Below are 17,673 nucleotides of genomic sequence, written 5' to 3'. Positions count from 1 at the left end.
GCCCGGGGATGACGCCACGATGTTGCTGGGACGGCAGGCCACGCCTTCACGCGTGTTGGAGGCGATGGCGGACGCCACGCAAATCGAGGTCCATGCCCACGGGCTGATGAACCCGGATGTGTCCGAGGCGTCGTTGCTGGTGCTGTCGCCCGAGTCGAACGGTCGCTATGCGCTCACCGCGGGAGAAGTGCGTGCGACGAAGCTGCGAGGCCAGCCCCTGGTCATCCTGGCGGCGTGCCGGGCCGCGCATGGCGTCACCTGGACATATGAGCGCTTCAGCCTGCCCGTCGCCTTCCTGGATGCGGGGGCGCGCACCGTGCTCGCGGCGACCGTGGACGTGCCCGATGCCGAAGCGGGACCCTTCTTCAATGCGGTGCGTGAGCGGATTCAGCGTGGAGAGCGCGCGGCCAATGCCCTGCGAGATGTGCGGATGACGTGGATGCGGCGAGACCCTCGCAGTTGGGTGCGCTCCGTCCTGGTTTTTGAATGAAGGCGGGATGGGCCCGCCTGGTTCGAGTGGAGGGGGAAGACAATGAAGAACATGAACAAGTGGATGATGTGCCTGGTGCTGGTGGGGGCGGTGACGGGGTGCCGCACGATGGGCTCGCGACCGACGCCGAGTCCGTGCCCCGAGCCCGGCCCGATGCCGAAGACTCCCAAGGTCCAGCCGCTGCCGCCCAACGCGCAGCTGCCCGAGGGCGCCACCCAGATGGTCGTCGGGCTGTGCCCCCGCACGGGCAAGTTCCTCGCGCTGGGCGTCAACCCCGGCGGGAAGACCTTCGCGTACGCGGTGTCGGGTGACCGTGCCTCCAGCGACGCGTTCTTCGCGAACGTCCGCCGCAAGGGCATCCCCACGACGACGTTCACCGCGCCGGTGAGGGTCCGGAGCGGGGGCTCCGTGGGGACGGACGCCGTCGACGCGGGCTCCAACCCCCAGCAGGGCAATCAGGGAGGAGGCGAGGAGCAGAGCGCGCCACCTCCGTATGACCCCTGCACCAACCAGTCTGACGAGATTGGCGACAAGCCGCCGCCGGACCCGACGGATGAGGGGGGAGCGGTGCCGGATGGCTTCGCGGCCCTGGCCTGGAGGACCGCCAATGCCGTCGATGACACCAGCGACCCCGCGCCCGCGGCCACAGCTCCGCCGGCTGGAACGACGGTGCCCCGCTAAGCGCGGATGAAGGGACGAGGCCCGGAGCTGTCACGCCGGGCCTCGTCGTAATTCCTCGCAGGCGCGTCAGGTCTCCAGCGTGCCGCCGAGCGCCTTCACGCGTTGCTCGATGTCCGCCTTCACGTCCGAGCGCAGCTGATGGGCCATGGTGAGCTTCGAGCGCTTGAGCCGCGCGATCTGCTCGAGTCCGGCGACGAGGTCGTCGCGCACGAGCTCCTCGTAGGGCTCGTTCATCTTCGTGGTGAAGAGGTGGACCGCGTGCTTGCCATCCGGCTCGCGCACGAAGCGGAAGCCGCAGCTCCAGTCCTTGGTGTCGTTGCGCACCAGTCGGAAGGTGAGGTCAGGGACCTTCAGCGTCGGCACGAGCGAAAGAAACTCCAGCGCCGACGACGGGATTTCGGCGCTCACGTAGATGCGAACCTGGAGTCGCTCCATCCGAGACACGAGCGGTGTCGCCAGGAAATCGGAGACCCACCCGAGGAAGAGGAAGAGGTCCAGGTGGCGCAGCGAGGGGAACGCGCTGGTGTCCTTGCCCACCTCCGTCCAGGCGTCCACCGCGCCACGCACCAGCAGGGACTCGAGCCGGGGCATCTTCGCCAGCGCTCGGAGCCCCACGTCGGTGTTCGCGAGCGAGCGCAGCGACTTCATCACCGGGTCCGTGGTGATGTCGTAGTCGCCGCGACCTTCCAGGTGCTCCACCGTGGCCCACAGGGGATGGCCGATGGTCTTCTCGATGGCGCTCTGGGTGGCGCGCGCGTTGCCCTGCTTCAGCGCGGCGTGGGACAGGAAGCCCCGCGTGAAGACGCAGTCGGGCTTGAGCGCCTCGTCGAGCGGGCCGAGCAGCTCCTTCCGGGCGCTCTTGAGAATCGCCTGCTCCCGCTTGCGCTCGGCGGCGGTGAGTGGGCGCCGGGCGGCCTCGAGCTGGAGCGCGATGAGCTCGCCGCGAGGGTGGCCCTGCTCCAGCAGCACGTCGGCCAGCACGGCGCGGGCCTCGTCGTCCTCGGGCTTCGCGAGCACCTGGGCCAGCAGGGCCTCCGCGTCCGCGGCGTTCCGGGGCCTCGGTGGCGCGGCCTCCTGGAGGGCCGCGTCGAACCCGGCGAGGACCTTCACGTCGTCGGCGTGAAGCTCGGCGTCCTTCGCGGCCTCGAGCCCGGCGCGAATCCGGTCGACGTGGCCGGCGAGGAACTCCTCGAAGTCATCCTGTTTGTCGTAGCGCGCGCGTGCCTTCAGCATCGAACTCGCGGCCTGGGCATCCCGGACGCGGCGCGCCAGGGGAGCCAGCCGTGTCCAGTATGGACGGGCCCCGGTGCTGGTGAAGGGCGGGTCCACGAACTGGCTCGCGACCCAGCGGTCGATGCGCGGGTCCTCGGGCCAGTCCGCGAGCGTCTCCAGCCGGGGCCTCCCTTTCACCGAGCCCTTGTCGAGCAACGCGGCGAGCAGCGTCGTGAGGTTCTTCGCGTCGGGCTTCTTCGCGAGCGCATCCCAGTCCTTGGGCGGAGGGATGTCGCCGGAGAGCTTCTGTCCCACGGTGACGATGCGGTCGGCCAGCGCGGTGTGGGGCGCGGCACGCCACGCGACGAGCAGGTCGTCGAGGACGCGGCTCCAGTCGTGCTGGCTCGCGGCTTTCAGCAGGGAAGACAGCTTCGAGGGGGCGGTGGGCATCGAGGGTCCTTCGAGGCGCGGAGCTGGCCTACCTGGGAAACGTCGCGAGTGTGAGGGACTCGGGCGGGACGGTCAGCTCGCGCAGCATGAGCGTGTCACCGGAGAGGTACCGCCAGCCGGTGCCGTCGTGGCGGAAGTCGGAGCGCTCCACGAAGGAGCGGTCCTTGCCCTTCTCGAATACCTTCGCGAAGAAGAGCACCTGCGCGGTGCCCTGGGCGTCGGGGGCCTGGCGGTCCATCACCACCAGCTTGGGGAACTGGTGGGCCTGCGCGAAGGCGCGCAGCTCGCGCACCACGACGTCCTCGGGCCGCGCGCGGTCCGGGTGGCTGGGGTGAAGTGTCTTCCACAGGTACGTCGGCTCGCGCTGGGCGAAGGCGCTGTAGCGGCTGCGCATCAGTCGCTCGGCGTCTGGCGGTTCCGCTTCGCCCCGGTGGAAGGGGGCGCAGCACTCGCGGTAGCGCAGTCCGGAGCAGCAGGGGCACGGAGGGGCAGGGGGCATGTCGCGGACCCGAGCCTACCTGGACCGTGGGGGAAGGGGGGACACCGCGTGCTCGCCCCGCCACACACGCGGAGGTTCGCCCTTGCTGGCGGCGGTGTCCGGGCATACATCCGGGGACCGCGCCTATGAGCCTCCTTGAAGCCATCGTCCTGGGACTGGTCCAGGGTCTCACCGAGTTCTTGCCCATCAGCTCCACCGCCCACCTGCGCATCGCGCCGGAGCTGTTCGGGTGGAAGGACCCGGGGGCCGCGTACTCCGCGGTCATCCAACTGGGCACGGTCGCCGCGGTGCTCATCTACTTCCGCAAGGACATCGTCTCGCTGGTGACGGCGTTCTTCCGGGGGCTTGCGAAGCGCGAGCCCTTCGGCACCGTGGAGTCCCGGCTGGCGTGGTTCGTCCTGGTGGGCACGCTGCCCATCGGCATCTGCGGCCTGGCCTTCAAGAAGGCCATCGAGACGCAGTTCCGCTCGCTCTACGTCATCTCCGGCAGCCTCATCATCCTGGCCATCATCCTCTTCGTGGTGGAGAAGCGCGCCTCACACCAGCGGACGCTGGCCGACATGACGTGGCGGGACGGCATCCTCATCGGCCTGTGGCAGGCGCTGGCGCTCATCCCCGGCTCGTCGCGCTCGGGCACGACGCTCACGGGCGGCCTGTCGCTGGGGCTCAAGCGCGAGGACGCGGCGCGCTACTCGTTCCTGTTGTCCATCCCCGCCACCTCGCTAGCGGGCATCTTCGAACTGAAGCACCTGTTGGAAGCCACCGAGCGGCCCAGCGCAGTGTCGCTCTGGGTCGGCACCCTGGTGGCGTTCGCCTCGGGCATGGCGGCCATCGCGTGGTTGTTGAACTACCTGCGCTCGCGCACGACGCTGGTGTTCGTGGTGTACCGCGTGGCGCTCGGTCTGCTGCTCCTCGGGTTGCTCCAGGCGGGCGTGCTCAAGCCGCTGTCGGGCGTGGAGAACGTGGACGTGCCTCGCGAGCCGGGGAAGCAGCAAATCGAGAAGCAGATCACCGACTAGGGAGGCTGGCGTCGTGAGCGTGGAGGCGTTGTTCCAGGGGGTGGAGGCGCGGCTGTCGACGCGTCCGGCGCGCAATGTGGACCTGCCGGGGCTCGTGCTGCGCGAGGCCTCCGTGCTGGTGCCGCTGTTCGAGCGCGACGGCGTGCCGCACGTGGTCTTCACCCGACGCCCCGCCACCCTGCGCACCCACGCCAATCAGTACAGCTTCCCGGGCGGAGGCCGCGACGCGGAGGACCTCACGCCGCTGCACACCGCGCTGCGCGAGACGGAAGAGGAGCTGGGCATCGACCGGCGCGGCGTGCGCGTGCTGGGCATGCTGGACGAGGTGCCCACCATCTCCCAGTACCGCGTGCGACCCTTCGTCGGCGTGATTCCGGGCGACGGCAAGTACCAGCCCAGTCCAGAAGAGGTGGCCTTCATCCTGGAGGTGCCACTCGTCGCCCTGATGGACCCGGCCATCCTCCGCGTGGAGCGCAAGGAAGTCTTCGGCGCCGAGCGGGACTTGTACTTCTACACGTACGACTCCCACGTCATCTGGGGAGCCACCGCGCGCATCCTCCGCGACTTCCTGGGGCAGCTCGCGCAGGTGCCCGGCCTGGAGTCCGTGCTCGCCGCGCCCGGCCGGCGTCAGAACTGAAGGTACACGTACGGCCGCGTCTCCACGGCGGACAGGTGGCGGATGCCCAGGCCCAGGACGACCAGCGCCACGGCGCGCACCGGCACCGGCATCCGCACGAACAGCTCCGACGTCACCGTGTAGAGCTTCATCGGCACCACGTGGAAGAACACCGCCGCCGCCAACATGCCCCACACCAGCGGGCTGACGTTGGCGATACCCGGCACTCCCTCCATCATCCGCGCGTAGAACTCACCCGCGTGCATCATCGTCTTCGCCCTGAAGACGACGCGTGTCAGCACGACGATGGTGAACGTGGCCAGCATCCCCATGGCGATGCGAGGGACCCCCGGCTTCTCCGGCTTGCCCACCCACCACTCCCAGCACCGTGACAGGCCCAGCACCGCGCCGTGCACGCCGCCCCAGACGGCGAAGCGCCAGTCCGCGCCGTGCCACAGGCCACCCAGCACCATCACCGTCATCAGGTTGAACAACACCCGAGGCTTCGACACCCGGTTGCCGCCCAGCGGCCGGTACAGGTAGTCCCGCAGCCAGGTGGACAGGCTCATGTGCCACCGGTTCCAGAACTCGCCCAGGTTCTTCGCGAGATAGGGCCGGTTGAAGTTCTCCGGGAACTTGAAGCCGAACAGCGCCGCCACGCCCAGCGCGATGTCCGAGTAGCCCGAGAAGTCGTAGTAGAGCTCGAAGGTGTAGGCGATGGCCGCGACGATGCACTCGGCGGAGGCGTACTTGTCCGGCGAGGCGAACACCGGGTCGACAATGCCGCTGCCCAGCACGTCCGCGATGACCAGCTTCTTCACCAGGCCCACGGCGATGCGGAACATCGCCTGTCCGCCTTCGTCCGGCGTCAGCGTGGGCACGTCCTTGAAGCGCGCCATCAGCTCCGACGCGCGGACGATGGGCCCGCTCACCACGCGCGGGAAGAAGAGCATGTACAGCAGGTGCTCGATGAACGAGTGCTCGGAGCTGGCCTTCCCCCGGTACACGTCCACCGTGTAGCTGATGGCCTGGAAGACGAAGAACGACAGGCCCAGCGGCAGAATCAAACTGAACGGCGTCTCGCGGACGTGGAGACCCCAGGACTCGGGCACCAGCTCCAGCGCTGTCTTGCGCAACAGCTCCAGGTACTTGAAGCCTGCGAGCAACCCCAGGTTCGACACCACCGACAGCGTGACGAACAGCTTGCGCACGCCCTGCGACGTCGCGCGTCCCATCCCCTTGACGAGCAGGTGGTCCACCGTGACGCCGATGAGGAAGATGATGAGCGGGAAGGGCGTGAAGGCCGCGTAGAAGTAGACGCTGGCCACCAGCAGCACCAACAGGCGCGGCCAGTAGTGACGGTGCACCGCCCAGTACAGGGCGAACACCGCGATGACGAAGACGAGGTACTGGAGGCTGTGCGACAGCACGTCAGTTCCCCTCCATGCGCGCGGTGGGCTCGGTCTTCTTGCGCAGCTCGTACGCCGCCAGGAAGTCCCGCGCGAAGCTCGCCGCCAGTCGCTCGTAGCCTTCCGGCGTCAGGTGCACGCCATCCGCATGGCCCAGCACCGGACGGGCCCGCTGCCAGCGCAGCATCGCCCGCTCGCCGCCCATGGCCGCGCGCGGAGACCAGTATGCGCAGCCCGCGTCACGCGCCACCCGAGGCAACGCGTCCAGCACCGACGCCAGCGCGGGCGCCTCCGTCCAGCGGCCATTCGCGTCCTGCGCCAGCCGGTCCGTGGGCCCCATCAACAGGCACTCGGCGTTGCCGGTGGCCTTGCGCAGGCGGGCAATGAGCGCGGGGTAGTCGTTCGATATCGCCGCCGCGTCCAGGTCCGCCTTGCCCGCCTCGTTGGTGCCGTACCAGAAGACGAGCAGGTCCGGACGACGCGAGGCGAGCTGCGCATCCACCGCCGACGCATCCATGTCCCGCAGCGTGGAGGCCATGGCCCCGGGCAACCCCAGCGCGTCCAGCACCACGCCCGGCGTGTCGTACTCCAGCGCGGCGCCCAGCACGGTGACCCCACTGCCCTCCGGCGCCACCACCTCGACTTCGTGCGAGGCGCCCGTGACGGGGAAGGAGCGGATGCGCACCATCGGCGCGGAGAGCGGCTCCGGCAGCGGCGCGTCCGGAGGCATGGCCTCGCCGTCCACCCGGATGTCTGGAGCCTTCGTGTCGGGCGCGTCGAGCGCGTACAGGTCGAGCCGCCCGGTCAAGGTCTTCGCGTCCTTGCAGTCCTTGCAGAACTCGATGCGCAGCTTCGCGCCCGGCGCGCCCACGGCGCGGATGCCCGTGAGGCCCCACAGTCCGCCCGGCGGTGCCTCCATCGCGTCCTCCACCGTCCAGTCGCCCACCAGCTCGCGGGCCACGCGCGCGTTCTCGAGCCGAGGCGAGGACTTGCCCGCGGCGATGAAGCCCCGGCCCGCGTCACCGAAGCGCTTCGTCAGCACCCCACGCACCGCGTCCGTGAAGTAGTGCGACGCGGTATGCGACGCGCCGAGCTGGGCGATGCCCACGCGCAAAGCCTCGCCGGACTCGCGGCGGCGCAGCCGGTCGAACGTCTTCGTCAGCGCGGTGTCCGCGTCCCGCAGGCCCGGCGCATCCGCCACCGGCACCAGCGGCGCGTGCACCTTCGCGAACCCGCGCTGCAGCGCCAGGTCGAACAGGTGGCCCAGCAAATCGGAGCCCTTCGCGCGCGGGTGCACCAGGTCCTCCAACATCAACCCGGCCTCCAGCCACCGAAGAGCCGCACCCTCGCCACCCATGGCGGTGTACGCGTCCCAGAAGGCACAGCCACCCAGGCGCGCCTCCTCGCGGAAGATGTCGGAGACCTCCTTGGAGCCCCGGCGCGGCACCAGCTCGCCGCCCATGGTCCGCACGCCCGCGTCGATGGGCGACATGACGAGGCACGCCGCGTCCGGCACGTTGGCGCGCACGCGCGACACCAGCTCCTTCATCTGCGCGCGCACTTCCTCCAGCGTGGTCCGGTCTCTCGAGAAGAAGAACGCCTCGTTGCCGCCCACCATCAACACCACCATGGCCGGCTTGCGCTGGCGCAGCTGCGCGCGGAAGGCCGCGGGCTGGGCGCGCAGGTACACCTCCGCCATGCCGCCGAGCAGACCCACCGTGTCGTAGATGACGCCCGGCGTGCCCGTCTCCAGCGTCACGCCGTGCAGCTCCACCTTGCCGGACGTGGTGAGCGTCAGCGTCTTGGCGCCCTCGGGCAGGTTCACCCGCGCGAAGGCCGCCTCTGACTTCGTCTTGGAGAAGCCGCGCGTCTGGATGCGCTGCAGCGGCCGGCCATCCACGGAGAGCTGCACGGAGCCGCTGGAGGGCTGGGCGAGGAAGAACAGCTCCGCCACCCGCGAGCCCTCCACGTCGTACTTCGTGTTCTGCGAGCCACCCGCCGAGGTGAAGGCCACACCCGTCCAGCCCACCCTGTCGCGGGGCCACTTGGTGTCCACCAGCCGCGCGATTTCCCAGCCGTCCGAGCCCCGTCCGGAGCGCGTCCACCGGCCCGCGCTGGCGGGGCGGGTGATGAAGAGGAAGCCCTTGCCGCCCGAGCCGAAGCGCTCCTGGAGCCTGTCCCGCACCACGTCGGTGATGTAGTCCGACGCGACGAGCGAGTCTCCCAGATGCACCACGCGCACCGGCGTGCGCCGCGTGTCCGCGCGCAGCTCCGTCAGCGCCCGGTGGAAGGGGGCGAGCCCGTCTTCCGCACAGGTGCCGTCCGCCCGCGCCTTGCGGCAGTTGGGCTCGATATCCACGTGCTGGGCGCTCATCCGCTCGCGCAGCGCCTCCAATTCCACGGCGCGCGCCAGCGAGGGGGCGCTCAATTCCTCCAGGCCGATGCCGGGCACGGTGGGCACCGCGGGCGTGGGCACCGCGTCCACGACCTCCGTCCCCGCGTCGTCGGCCGGGTCCTCTTCCGGCACGGCGCCCTGCTTGGGCGTGTCCGACGCCACCACCTCAATCTCCGGGGGCGGGGCGGGGCGGCCTCCGGTGAAGGACGCCGGCACCGCCAGCGCCACCAGCTTCGGGCCCAGGGGGCCTCGCTGGAGACTGGGCAGGGGGCGCCACGACTCCGGAATCGGGGCGAGCGAAAGCCCCAGCGCCAGCGCGACGGTGAGGGTGAGCGTCAGCCCGGTGGTTCTGGCCTTGAGGAAGTCCAACAGCGCGGCATGAGACTGGCTTTTCGGGGGCGGGTCAAAACTCTCGCCGCTCGGGGCCGCTTCATCGTCCGGGGGGCGGACAGGCGGGCGGTCTGGACTGGAAGGTGGGAGGCGCAACGGCCTGGACGGGGGCTTCATGGGAAGCGGCTCCCCTCTTTCCCGGAAAGGCCGAAACGGTATGGTGCGCCGCCATTCACGCTGGGGGAAGACCCTGGCGCCTCCCGCTGGCGACGAGCCGGCACTCGCAGGAGTCGTACCCCGCATGGCCCTCTACCCCGTCATCATGGCCGGTGGCTCCGGCACTCGCTTCTGGCCCCTGTCCCGTCAGGCGCGGCCCAAGCAGTTCCTGCCCCTGGCCTCCAAGCTGCCGCTCATCACCGACACCGCCGCCCGTCTCAAGGGCCTGTCGACGGTGAAGAACACCTTCATCGTGTGCGGCCCTCCGCACGCGAAGGCCGCGGCGAAGCTGGTGAAGGGGCTGCCCAAGGCGAACATCCTGGTGGAGCCGGTGGCTCGCAACACCGCGCCCGCGATTGCGCTGGCCGCCGTGCACGTGGCCGCCAGAGACCCGAAGGGCATCATGGTGGTGCTGCCCTCGGACCACCATGTCGCGGACGTCCCCGGCTTCAAGCGCACGCTGGAGGAGGCGGCCCGCATCGCGGAAGGGGGGCACATCGTCACCCTGGGCATCCAGCCCAACCGCCCGGAGACGGGCTACGGCTACATCCAGGTGGGTGACGCGCTCTCGGGTGGCGGCCGTTCCGTGAAGGCGTTCAAGGAGAAGCCCGACACGCAGACGGCCAAGGCGTACGTCTCCTCCGGCGAGTACCTGTGGAACGGCGGCATCTTCGTCTTCCGCGCCGACGTCATCCTGGCCGCCTTCGAGCAGCACATGCCGGAGATGAAGAAGGGCCTGGCCGCGCTGAGCAAGGCGGCGGGCAAGCGCACCTTCGGCCCGGTGCTGAAGAAGGTCTTCCCCAAGCTGCCCTCCATCTCCATCGACTACGGCGTCATGGAGAAGGCCTCCAACATCGCGGTGTTGCCCGGGGACTTCGGCTGGTCCGACGTGGGCTCCTTCGCGGCGATTCCGGAGGTCCGCCCCGCGGACGAGAACGGCAACGTCATCTCCGGCGCATCGGCGGTGGTGGTGGACTGCAAGGGCTGCGTGGTGCTCGCGGACAAGCGCCCCCTGGCCGTCGTCGGCCTCACCGACGTGGTGGTGGTGGACTCCGGCGACGCGGTGCTGGTGGTGCCTCGCGAGAAGAGCCAGGACGTCCGCAAGGTGGTCGAGGCCCTCAAGGCCCGCAAGCTTCAGAAGTATCTGTAGGCGCAGGCGCCCAGTGTGCGCTGGAGAAACTTCCACTCTCGGGGCTGAAACATTTTCCGCTTCGTGGGTAACGGGTTTCCCCGGGTTCTCGTCCCGTCGGGAGGTTGTCCTGTCCAGTCGGTGACGAAGCGGGGGGTGCACGGGGGTTGCAGTGCCACCGCCGCCCGCCCCATCCAGGGGCGGCAGGGGCGGTGGCGAACATGGCATGCAGGCACTGCGCGGTGGAGCATCCGGTGGGTACGGGCTGTCCCCAGGCGCCGTCGCTGGAAGGGCAGCGTCACGGTCCGCTCGTGCTGCGCCAGCCGCTGGGGGCCGGAGCGCTGGGCACGGTGTACCTGGCCGAGCACCAGCCCACGGGCCATCGCTTCGCGGTGAAGGTGCTGCATCGGCACCTGGCCGCCCAGCCCGCGGTGCTCGCGCGCTTCCAGGCGGAGGCCCGGGCGCTGCGCGGACTGAAGCACCGCCACGTGGCCCGCGTGCTGGATGTGCGCCGGGGCCCCGAGGGACTGCCGTGCCTCCTCATGGAGTACGCGGAGGGTGAGCCCTTCTCGCGCCTGCCCATGCCGCTGGCCTCGGCGGAGGTGGTGCTGCTCCTGGCCCAGGCGCTGTGCGCGCTCGAGGCCGCGCACTCGCGAGGGCTGGTGCACGGGGACCTGTCCGCGGACAGCCTCATCCTGACGTGGGACTCGCGCGGTGAGCGGCAGGTGAAGGTGCTCGACTTCGGCACGCAGGCGGTGCTCTCCGCCAGCCTCTCTCCGGAGGAGCGCGCGTGCGGCATGGTGGTGGGCTCACCCGCCTTCCTCGCGCCCGAGCAGTGGGCGGGGGACGCGGTGGACGGGCGCACGGACCTGTATGCGCTGGGCGTGGTGGGCTACCTGCTCGCCACGGGACGGCTGCCCTTCGGCTTCGGCCGCGTGGGAGGCCTGTCGCCCACCGAGCCGCACGTGCTCAACCCGCGGGTTCCTCCCGCGCTCTCCACGGTGCTGCTGCGCGCGCTGGCCCAGCGCCCCGGGGAGCGCTTCCCGAACGCGAGGGCCTTCCGCGAGGCGCTGCTGGAGAGCCAGGGCATCGGGCGACTGGAGCCCTCTTCGTCGACGCGCACGCGCACGTCGAAGGGCGGCGTCTCCATCTTCGGGCACATCCTCCCCGAGGACGGCGCCACGCCGCTGCACCTGGCGCTGCGAGACGCGGCGCATGGGAACGCCACGCCGACCGAGGTCAACCCGCCGCGCATGGAGTCGCCGCGCGGGCTGGGCGTCCGGCTGGGGCTGGCGACGGACACGGAGCTGGTGCCCGTGCGCGTGGGCGATGTGACGGTGGATGGCTTCTTCGCCACCTGGGCGGGCCCGCTGCCGGAATTGGCCTCGCAGCTCCCCGTGGAGCTGTCACTGGGGGGCCGCAAGGTGGCGTGTGACTGCGACGTGGTCCGCCATGTCACGAGTGAAGAAGCGCGGGCGTGGGGCGGGGCCTCGGGCCTCTATGTCCAGTTCGCGGGCGAGGCGGCGCGGGCGCTGCTGGGCCGCGCGCTGGGCGTGGGCGTGACGCCGGGGGAGCTGGACGCGGAGCCCGTGCCGGACGCGGAGCTGGGGCGGCTCCTGTCGCGCGCGGCCGTCGTGGCCAGGGACCCCTACGCCCTCCTGGGCGCGCTGCCTCACGAGGACTTCGAGCAGGTGCGTCGTCGCGCGAGCGCCGCGCTGCGCCGGCTGAACCTGTTCCGTCAGCGCGCGCTTCCACTGGGGCAACGTCAGGCCCTGGAGTCGCTCCTGCGCCGGGTGGAGGCCGCGGGACGCGTGCTGGGCGAGCCCGTGTCACGCGCGGGCTTCGACGCCACGCGCGGCAACCTCGCGGGAGTGGCGCGCTGCCTCGCCGCGGGCCTGTCGGAGCCTCAGGCGGACGTGCTGCGCAAGGCCTTCCTCGCGGCGCGTCCCCTGGCGGAGACCCGGGCCCGGGCGCTCTTCACCCAGGGGCACGCGCTGGAGGCGCGGGGTTTGCTGGACGCCGCGCTGGAGCGCTATGCGGAGGCCCTCTCGTTGGACCCCCTCAACGCCTCCTGGCTGCGGCACTACCAGGAGCTGCGCGGACGGGTGCGTCTGGCGGTCCTCCCGGCCGTCGAGGCCCCTGGCGTGGAGGCCCTCACGCACTGAGGGCCGTGTCTTCCGGGAGACCTTCCAGCGGGCGTGGAGACCCGGCGTGTACCGCCGCCCGCCCGACAGGCGGGCACATCCAGGGGTTGATTGGCACCCCAGGGACTTGAAGGGCCCCCGAGGGGCCTCCGTTCAGCAGGTTGCGCCCCCGTCTCGGCGGGTGCCGGGAAGGTCGGGGCTCGTGTAGAGTCCGCCGCCCTCCGTCATGCCCTCCGGTCTTCCGAGGGCGGGGACACCTTCATGAACGCGCATATCTTCCGCGAGTACGACATCCGGGGTCTGGTGGACAAGGACCTCACCGCCGAGGTGGTGGAACTGCTGGGCAAGGGCCTGGGCACCATCATCCGACGCAAGGGCGGCCGCTTCATCGCCGTGGGCCGCGACTGCCGCGAGTCGTCCACCCGCTTCCGCGACTCGCTCTGTGCCGGCCTGACGTCCACGGGCCTCAACGTCTTCGACGTGGGCGTCGTGCCCACGCCGCTGGTCTACTTCGCCGCCAACACCCTGCCGGTGGATGGCCTGGCCATGATTACCGGCAGCCACAACCCGCCGGAGTACAACGGCTTCAAGATTGGCGCGGGGAAGACGACCTTCCACAGCCACGAAATCCAGGCGCTGCGAAAGCTCATCGAGGCCGCTGACTTCGAGGTCTCCGCCACGCCCGGCACCGTCACCCCGTTCGACATCATCACCCCCTACAACCACTTCGTGAAGCAGACGGTGAAGGTGGGCCGCAAGGGGATGAAGATCGTCATCGACGCGGGCAACGGCACCGGCGGCGCCATCGCCGTCCCGCTGTTCGAGAGCATGGGCTTCGAGGTGGTGCCCCTGTTCTGCGAGATGGACGCGACGTTCCCCAACCACCACCCGGACCCGACGGTGGTGGAGAACCTCCAGGACCTCATCGCCGCGGTGAAGCGCGAAAAGGCGGAGGTGGGCATCGCCTACGACGGCGACAGCGACCGCATCGGCGTCATCGACGACCAGGGCAACATCCTCTGGGGAGACCAGATCATGGTCCTCTTCAGCCGCTACGTGCTGAAGGACAGCCCGGGCGCGGCCATCGTCGGCGAGGTGAAGTGCAGCTACACGCTGTACGACGACATCGCGAAGCGCGGCGGCAGGCCCATCATGTGGAAGGCGGGCCACTCCCTCATCAAGGCGAAGATGAAGGAGGAGCACGCGGAGCTGGCCGGGGAGATGAGCGGCCACATCTTCTTCAAGAACCGCTACTTCGGCTTCGACGACGCGGTGTACTCGTCCGCGCGCCTGCTGGAAATCCTCACCCACGAGAAGCAGAAGCTGTCCGAGCTGCTCGCCGACGTGCCCAAGACGTACGCCAGCCCCGAGCTGCGCTTCGAGACGAAGGAAGAGAAGAAGTTCGAGATGGTCAAGCGCGCCACGGAGACGCTGCGCGCGGCGGGCCACGACATCATCGACGTGGACGGCGTGCGCGTGACGTTCCCCGACGGCTGGGGCCTCATCCGCGCCTCCAACACGCAGCCCATCCTCGTCCTTCGCTTCGAGGCCAACACGGCCGAGCGCCTCAAGGAAATCCAGGCGCTCATCGAGGGCACGGTGGCCCGTGTGCAGAAGGAAGTGGGCGGGTGAGCATGTCGTCGCCTCGCATCCTCGCCATCAGCGGAAGTCTCCGGAGCGGCAGTTTCAACCAACTGCTCCTGGCGGTGGGCGTCCAGAAGGCCCGCGCGCTGGGGGCCGAGGTCGACGTCGTGGACCTCAAGTCGCTCGGCGTCCCGCTCTATGACGGCGACGTGGAGGCCCAGGGCCTGCCGGCGCCCGTCGTCGCGCTGCGCGAGCGGGTGGCCAGGGCCCAGGGCTTCCTCATCTCGAGCCCCGAGTACAACTCGTCCATTCCCGGCGGCCTGAAGAACGCCATCGACTGGGCGTCGCGTGCGCCGGGCCGGTTGTTCCAGGGCAAGTGGGCGGCGCTCATGGGCGCGAGCCCCGGCAACTTCGGCACGTCGCGCATGCAGCCGCACCTGCGGCAGGTGATGTCTTCGGTGGGCGCGCTGGTGCTGCCCACCCAGGTGCACCTGGCGCGGGCGATGGAGGCCTTCACGCCCGAGGGTGCGCTGAAGGACGACGCGCGGAAGAAGGAAGTCGAAGCGCTGGTCACCGAGCTGTTCGAGCGCGTGAAGGGTTGAGAAAGGACACCGCCATGGCGACGCTAGGAATCGACCTGGGTGGGACGTTCGCCCGCGCCGCCGTGGTGGACGCGGCGGGAAAGATGCTCGCGTCGGCGAAGGTGGCCCTCGACGAGCGCAGCCCCACCGGGGTGGTGGAGACCATCGCCCAGGCGGCGTCCGCGGCGGTGAAGTCCGCGGGCGTCGTGGTGGGCGGCTGTGGCGTGGGCGCGGCCGCGCAGATTCACAAGGACTCCGGCGTGCTGTCGGTCGCCCCCAACCTGGGCTGGCGCAACGTGCCGCTGGGCCAGTTGCTCACGGACCGGCTGGGGCAGAAGGTGAAGGTGGTGAACGACCTGTCCGCCGCCGCCTGGGGTGAGCTGCACGCGGGCGCGGGGCGCGGCGCCCAGGATTTGTTGGTGGTCTTCGTGGGCTCGGGCGTGGGCAGCGCCATCATCGCGGGCGGACAGTTGCTGGATGGCGCGGGCGGCGTGGCGGGAGAGCTGGGCCACATCAAGGTGGTGCCGGATGGCCGGCGCTGCGGCTGTGGTGAGCAGGGGTGCCTGGAGGCGTATGCCGGCGGACACAACCTCATCGCGCAGGCGCGGGAGCTGCTGGCGGCCGGGAGCTCGCCCGCACTGGCGGAGCTGGTGGGGAATGACGCCACGAAGCTCACGCCGGTGACGCTGGAGCAGGCGGCGGAAGCAGGCGACGCGGCGGCTCGGGAGGTGTATGAGCGGGCCGCGCGGTTCCTGGCGCTGGCGGTGGCCAACCAGGTGACGGTGTTGAATCCGGCGCGACTCATCCTGGGCGGTGGGGTGTTGAACCACTGTCCCGGCATGCGGCGCCGGGTGCTGGATGGTGTGCGGGCGTGGGCGTCCCAGACGTCCCGCGAGGGGCTGCTCATCGCCGACGCGGAGCTCGGTGACGACAGCGGCCTCATTGGTGCGGCGTTGCTGGCCGCGTGATGAGAGGAGTGGGGATTCATGGCCGAGTTCAAGAACCAGGTCACCTACCGGGGACAGCCGGTGACGCTGGAGGGGGACGGACAGGTGCAGGTGGGCGACGTCGCGCCTGACTTCACCGTCTTCAAGGGGTTCTTCGAGTCCCACCAGCTGTCGGAGCTCAAGGGTCAGGTCGTGGTGCTGAGCGTGGCGCCCAGCGTGGACACCAAGGTCTGCGCCATCCAGCTGCGCATGTTCAACAAGCAGGCGACGGACATGGGGCCGGACGTGAAGGTCTGGTACCTGAGCCTGGATCTGCCCTTCGCGCTCAACCGCTTCAGCGCGGCCGAAGGCATCAACAACGTCGCGGTGCTGTCGGACTACAAGAACCGCGAGTTCGCGCGGAAGTACGGCCTGTACATGAAGGAGCTGGGCCTCCTGGCGCGCAGCACCTTCGTGGTGGGCCGGGACGGCAAGGTCGTCTTCCGTGAGGTCGTCCCTGAGATGATGCACGAGCCGGACTACGACGCCGCGCTGGAAGCGGTCCGCAAGGCGCTCTGAGTCGTCGAGCGCCGCGCCGCTTCCAGGCGCGGGAGTGTGAGGCGGCTCAGGCGTGCACCACGCGGGCCTGCTTGACGGCCATCAGCTCCAGGCAGGTGAAGCCCGCCACGGCGAGGGCCTGCACCAGGGTGAAGGCCTGACCCCAGACGGTGGGCTGCACCCAGCCCGAGGCGAGCAGGACGAAGCTGTCCACCGTCCACAGCACGTTGGCGACGATGATGGCCCAGACGAGCGCTCGGGGCACGAGCGGGCGCATGGCGAGGAAGACGAGCAGCGCGGCGAAGGGCAGCAGGCTGAAGCCCGCCGAGCGCAGCAGCGTGACATGAAGGCCCAGCAAGTCGCTCAAGGGCCCCGCGGCGAAGAACATCAGGGCCCCGGTGGCGCCGCTGATGAGACCATCGGCGAGCAGGATGTGGCCCAGCAGGGTGCGGGAAGCGGGAATGGCGCTCATGGGTGTGTCCTTGGAGAGCGGCGCCGGTGAATCCGGCCGCCGTGTGAGACACAAATTGCGCGCCGGGGGATTTGAAGTCGATTACGTGGGAGGTAATTGGAGCGCTTCCCCCGGGTTCCTAGTGTCAGGGGCATGATGATGCCGAGCCGTCCGGTGGGTGAGTTGCTGCGGGAGTGGCGCCAGCGCCGCAGCTTGAGTCAGCTGGATTTGGCGTGCCGCGCGGATGTGTCGGCACGGCACGTGAGCTTCCTGGAGACGGGGCGCTCCACGCCGAGCCGGGACATGTTGCTGCATCTGGCCGAGGAGCTGGAGGTGCCCCTGCGCGAGCGCAACGCGCTGCTGGTGGCCGCGGGCTTCGCGCCTGTCTATTCGGAGAACGAGCTGGATGGGCCCCGGATGGGCGCGGCGCGCGAGGCGGTGGAGCTGGTGCTCTCCGGGCACGAGCCCTATCCCGCGCTCGCGGTGGACCGGCACTGGCAACTGGTCACGGCCAACCGTGCCATCGGGGTGCTCCTGGAGGGCGTGCCCATGGAGCTGCTCCAGCCTCCCATCAACGTGCTGCGGCTGAGCCTGCACCCGGAGGGCCTGGGCCGGCGCATCCTCAACCTGGAGCAGTGGCGCGCGCACGTGCTGACGCGGCTGCAGCGGCAGGTGTCGAGCACGGCGGACGTGACGCTGGCGGCGCTGCTCGAGGAGCTGCGAGCGATGGGGGCTCCAAGCGCGTTCGCGGAGCCGGACTTCGCGGGCGTGGTGGTGCCACTGCGCATCCAGACGCCGCGAGGCATCATGTCCTTCATCGGCACGACGACGGTGTTCGGCACGCCGGTGGACATCACCCTGGCGGAGCTGGCGATTGAGTCGTTCTTCCCTGCGGACGCGGCGACGGGGGAGCTGTTGCGCCAGGCCGCGGCCGAAGCGGCGCGACACACCGACGCCTGAAAATAGGGACGCCCCGTTCCGGC

Annotated in this window: 16 protein-coding genes; 11 read left to right on the top strand and 5 right to left on the bottom strand. The window is 70.2% G+C overall.

Annotation, left to right across the window (positions count from 1 at the left end):
• Together HR086_RS17835 and HR086_RS17830 are read left to right on the top strand one after the other, a co-directional pair.
• Positions 1 to 490 (top strand): CHAT domain-containing protein (locus HR086_RS17835; RefSeq protein WP_174466210.1); only part of this gene is annotated, 490 nt, incomplete at its 5' end.
• 42 nt (positions 491 to 532) lie between these two features.
• Positions 533 to 1,171 (top strand): hypothetical protein, encoded by a 639-nt coding sequence (locus tag HR086_RS17830; protein ID WP_174466209.1) that lies wholly within the window; start codon positions 533 to 535, stop codon positions 1,169 to 1,171.
• Between the two features lie 66 nt (positions 1,172 to 1,237).
• Here the strand turns inward: HR086_RS17830 and HR086_RS17825 are convergent, their stop codons facing one another.
• Together HR086_RS17825 and HR086_RS17820 are read right to left on the bottom strand one after the other, a co-directional pair.
• The gene (locus tag HR086_RS17825) at positions 1,238 to 2,833 is read right to left on the bottom strand and encodes a TIGR02996 domain-containing protein (protein ID WP_174466208.1); all 1,596 of its coding nucleotides are present in this window, start codon (positions 2,831 to 2,833) and stop codon (positions 1,238 to 1,240) included.
• 28 nt (positions 2,834 to 2,861) lie between these two features.
• A complete protein-coding gene (locus HR086_RS17820) occupies positions 2,862 to 3,332 on the bottom strand; it encodes a YchJ family protein (protein ID WP_174466207.1) in 471 nt (156 codons plus the stop codon).
• Positions 3,333 to 3,457: 125 nt separating this feature from the next.
• On the opposite strand from HR086_RS17820, the gene HR086_RS17815 reads away from it, so the two are divergent.
• Together HR086_RS17815 and HR086_RS17810 are read left to right on the top strand one after the other, a co-directional pair.
• Positions 3,458 to 4,351, top strand: a complete 894-nt coding sequence (locus HR086_RS17815; protein WP_174454275.1) for an undecaprenyl-diphosphate phosphatase — start codon at positions 3,458 to 3,460, stop codon at positions 4,349 to 4,351.
• 13 nt (positions 4,352 to 4,364) lie between these two features.
• Positions 4,365 to 4,988 (top strand): CoA pyrophosphatase, encoded by a 624-nt coding sequence (locus tag HR086_RS17810; RefSeq protein WP_141640494.1) that lies wholly within the window; start codon positions 4,365 to 4,367, stop codon positions 4,986 to 4,988.
• Here HR086_RS17810 and HR086_RS17805 read toward each other — a convergent pair.
• Complete coding sequence (locus tag HR086_RS17805; RefSeq protein ID WP_174466206.1) at positions 4,979 to 6,397, bottom strand: MBOAT family protein; 1,419 nt, start codon at positions 6,395 to 6,397, stop codon at positions 4,979 to 4,981. The two genes, HR086_RS17810 and HR086_RS17805, sit on opposite strands and share 10 nt — an antisense overlap.
• A gap of 1 nt (position 6,398) precedes the next feature.
• A complete protein-coding gene (locus tag HR086_RS17800) occupies positions 6,399 to 9,278 on the bottom strand; it encodes a GDSL-type esterase/lipase family protein (protein WP_174466205.1) in 2,880 nt (959 codons plus the stop codon).
• A 124-nt stretch (positions 9,279 to 9,402) separates the two neighbouring features.
• Between HR086_RS17800 and HR086_RS17795 the strand changes: the two genes are divergently transcribed.
• The 6 genes from HR086_RS17795 to tpx all read left to right on the top strand — a co-directional run bounded on the left by HR086_RS17795 (position 9,403) and on the right by tpx (position 16,260).
• Positions 9,403 to 10,467, top strand: coding sequence for a mannose-1-phosphate guanylyltransferase (locus HR086_RS17795; RefSeq protein ID WP_174466204.1), 1,065 nt, complete (start codon positions 9,403 to 9,405; stop codon positions 10,465 to 10,467).
• 200 nt (positions 10,468 to 10,667) lie between these two features.
• The gene (locus HR086_RS17790) at positions 10,668 to 12,611 is read left to right on the top strand and encodes a protein kinase (RefSeq protein WP_174466203.1); all 1,944 of its coding nucleotides are present in this window, start codon (positions 10,668 to 10,670) and stop codon (positions 12,609 to 12,611) included.
• Between the two features lie 240 nt (positions 12,612 to 12,851).
• Positions 12,852 to 14,222, top strand: coding sequence for a phosphomannomutase/phosphoglucomutase (locus HR086_RS17785; protein WP_141640499.1), 1,371 nt, complete (start codon positions 12,852 to 12,854; stop codon positions 14,220 to 14,222).
• 2 nt (positions 14,223 to 14,224) lie between these two features.
• On the top strand, positions 14,225 to 14,776 hold the full coding sequence (locus HR086_RS17780; RefSeq protein WP_174454280.1) for an NADPH-dependent FMN reductase: 552 nt from the start codon (positions 14,225 to 14,227) through the stop codon (positions 14,774 to 14,776).
• 14 nt (positions 14,777 to 14,790) lie between these two features.
• Positions 14,791 to 15,723, top strand: coding sequence for an ROK family protein (locus tag HR086_RS17775; RefSeq protein ID WP_141640500.1), 933 nt, complete (start codon positions 14,791 to 14,793; stop codon positions 15,721 to 15,723).
• 18 nt (positions 15,724 to 15,741) lie between these two features.
• Positions 15,742 to 16,260 carry a thiol peroxidase gene (gene tpx / locus HR086_RS17770; protein WP_141640501.1) on the top strand — a complete coding sequence of 173 codons (519 nt, stop codon included), beginning with the start codon at positions 15,742 to 15,744 and terminating at the stop codon, positions 16,258 to 16,260.
• 46 nt (positions 16,261 to 16,306) lie between these two features.
• Here tpx and HR086_RS17765 read toward each other — a convergent pair whose 3' ends face one another.
• Positions 16,307 to 16,711, bottom strand: a complete 405-nt coding sequence (locus HR086_RS17765) for a hypothetical protein (protein ID WP_141640502.1) — start codon at positions 16,709 to 16,711, stop codon at positions 16,307 to 16,309.
• Between the two features lie 132 nt (positions 16,712 to 16,843).
• Here HR086_RS17765 and HR086_RS17760 point away from each other — a divergent pair, with 132 nt between their 5' ends.
• A complete protein-coding gene (locus HR086_RS17760; RefSeq protein WP_254623600.1) occupies positions 16,844 to 17,650 on the top strand; it encodes a helix-turn-helix domain-containing protein in 807 nt (268 codons plus the stop codon).
• The last annotated feature ends 23 nt before the right edge of the window (positions 17,651 to 17,673 follow it).

The organism is Myxococcus sp. CA039A (assembly GCF_013336645.1).
Classification (GTDB): Bacteria; Myxococcota; Myxococcia; order Myxococcales; family Myxococcaceae; genus Myxococcus; species Myxococcus llanfairpwllgwyngyllgogerychwyrndrobwllllantysiliogogogochensis.
Note: the sequence above shows the minus strand (reverse complement) of the source record. Positions and strands in the feature narration are given on the sequence as shown.

Bases quoted from the DNA above. Each gene is read 5' to 3' on its own strand.
- HR086_RS17830 (WP_174466209.1), top strand. From the start codon at position 533: ATGAAGAACATGAACAAGTGGATGATGTGCCTGGTGCTGGTGGGGGCG.
- HR086_RS17825 (WP_174466208.1), bottom strand. From the start codon at position 2,833: ATGCCCACCGCCCCCTCGAAGCTGTCTTCCCTGCTGAAAGCCGCGAGC.
- HR086_RS17820 (WP_174466207.1), bottom strand. From the start codon at position 3,332: ATGCCCCCTGCCCCTCCGTGCCCCTGCTGCTCCGGACTGCGCTACCGC.
- HR086_RS17815 (WP_174454275.1), top strand. From the start codon at position 3,458: ATGAGCCTCCTTGAAGCCATCGTCCTGGGACTGGTCCAGGGTCTCACC.
- HR086_RS17800 (WP_174466205.1), bottom strand. From the start codon at position 9,278: ATGAAGCCCCCGTCCAGGCCGTTGCGCCTCCCACCTTCCAGTCCAGAC.
- HR086_RS17795 (WP_174466204.1), top strand. From the start codon at position 9,403: ATGGCCCTCTACCCCGTCATCATGGCCGGTGGCTCCGGCACTCGCTTC.
- HR086_RS17790 (WP_174466203.1), top strand. From the start codon at position 10,668: ATGGCATGCAGGCACTGCGCGGTGGAGCATCCGGTGGGTACGGGCTGT.
- HR086_RS17785 (WP_141640499.1), top strand. From the start codon at position 12,852: ATGAACGCGCATATCTTCCGCGAGTACGACATCCGGGGTCTGGTGGAC.
- HR086_RS17780 (WP_174454280.1), top strand. From the start codon at position 14,225: ATGTCGTCGCCTCGCATCCTCGCCATCAGCGGAAGTCTCCGGAGCGGC.
- HR086_RS17775 (WP_141640500.1), top strand. From the start codon at position 14,791: ATGGCGACGCTAGGAATCGACCTGGGTGGGACGTTCGCCCGCGCCGCC.
- tpx (WP_141640501.1), top strand. From the start codon at position 15,742: ATGGCCGAGTTCAAGAACCAGGTCACCTACCGGGGACAGCCGGTGACG.
- HR086_RS17765 (WP_141640502.1), bottom strand. From the start codon at position 16,711: ATGAGCGCCATTCCCGCTTCCCGCACCCTGCTGGGCCACATCCTGCTC.
- HR086_RS17760 (WP_254623600.1), top strand. From the start codon at position 16,844: ATGATGATGCCGAGCCGTCCGGTGGGTGAGTTGCTGCGGGAGTGGCGC.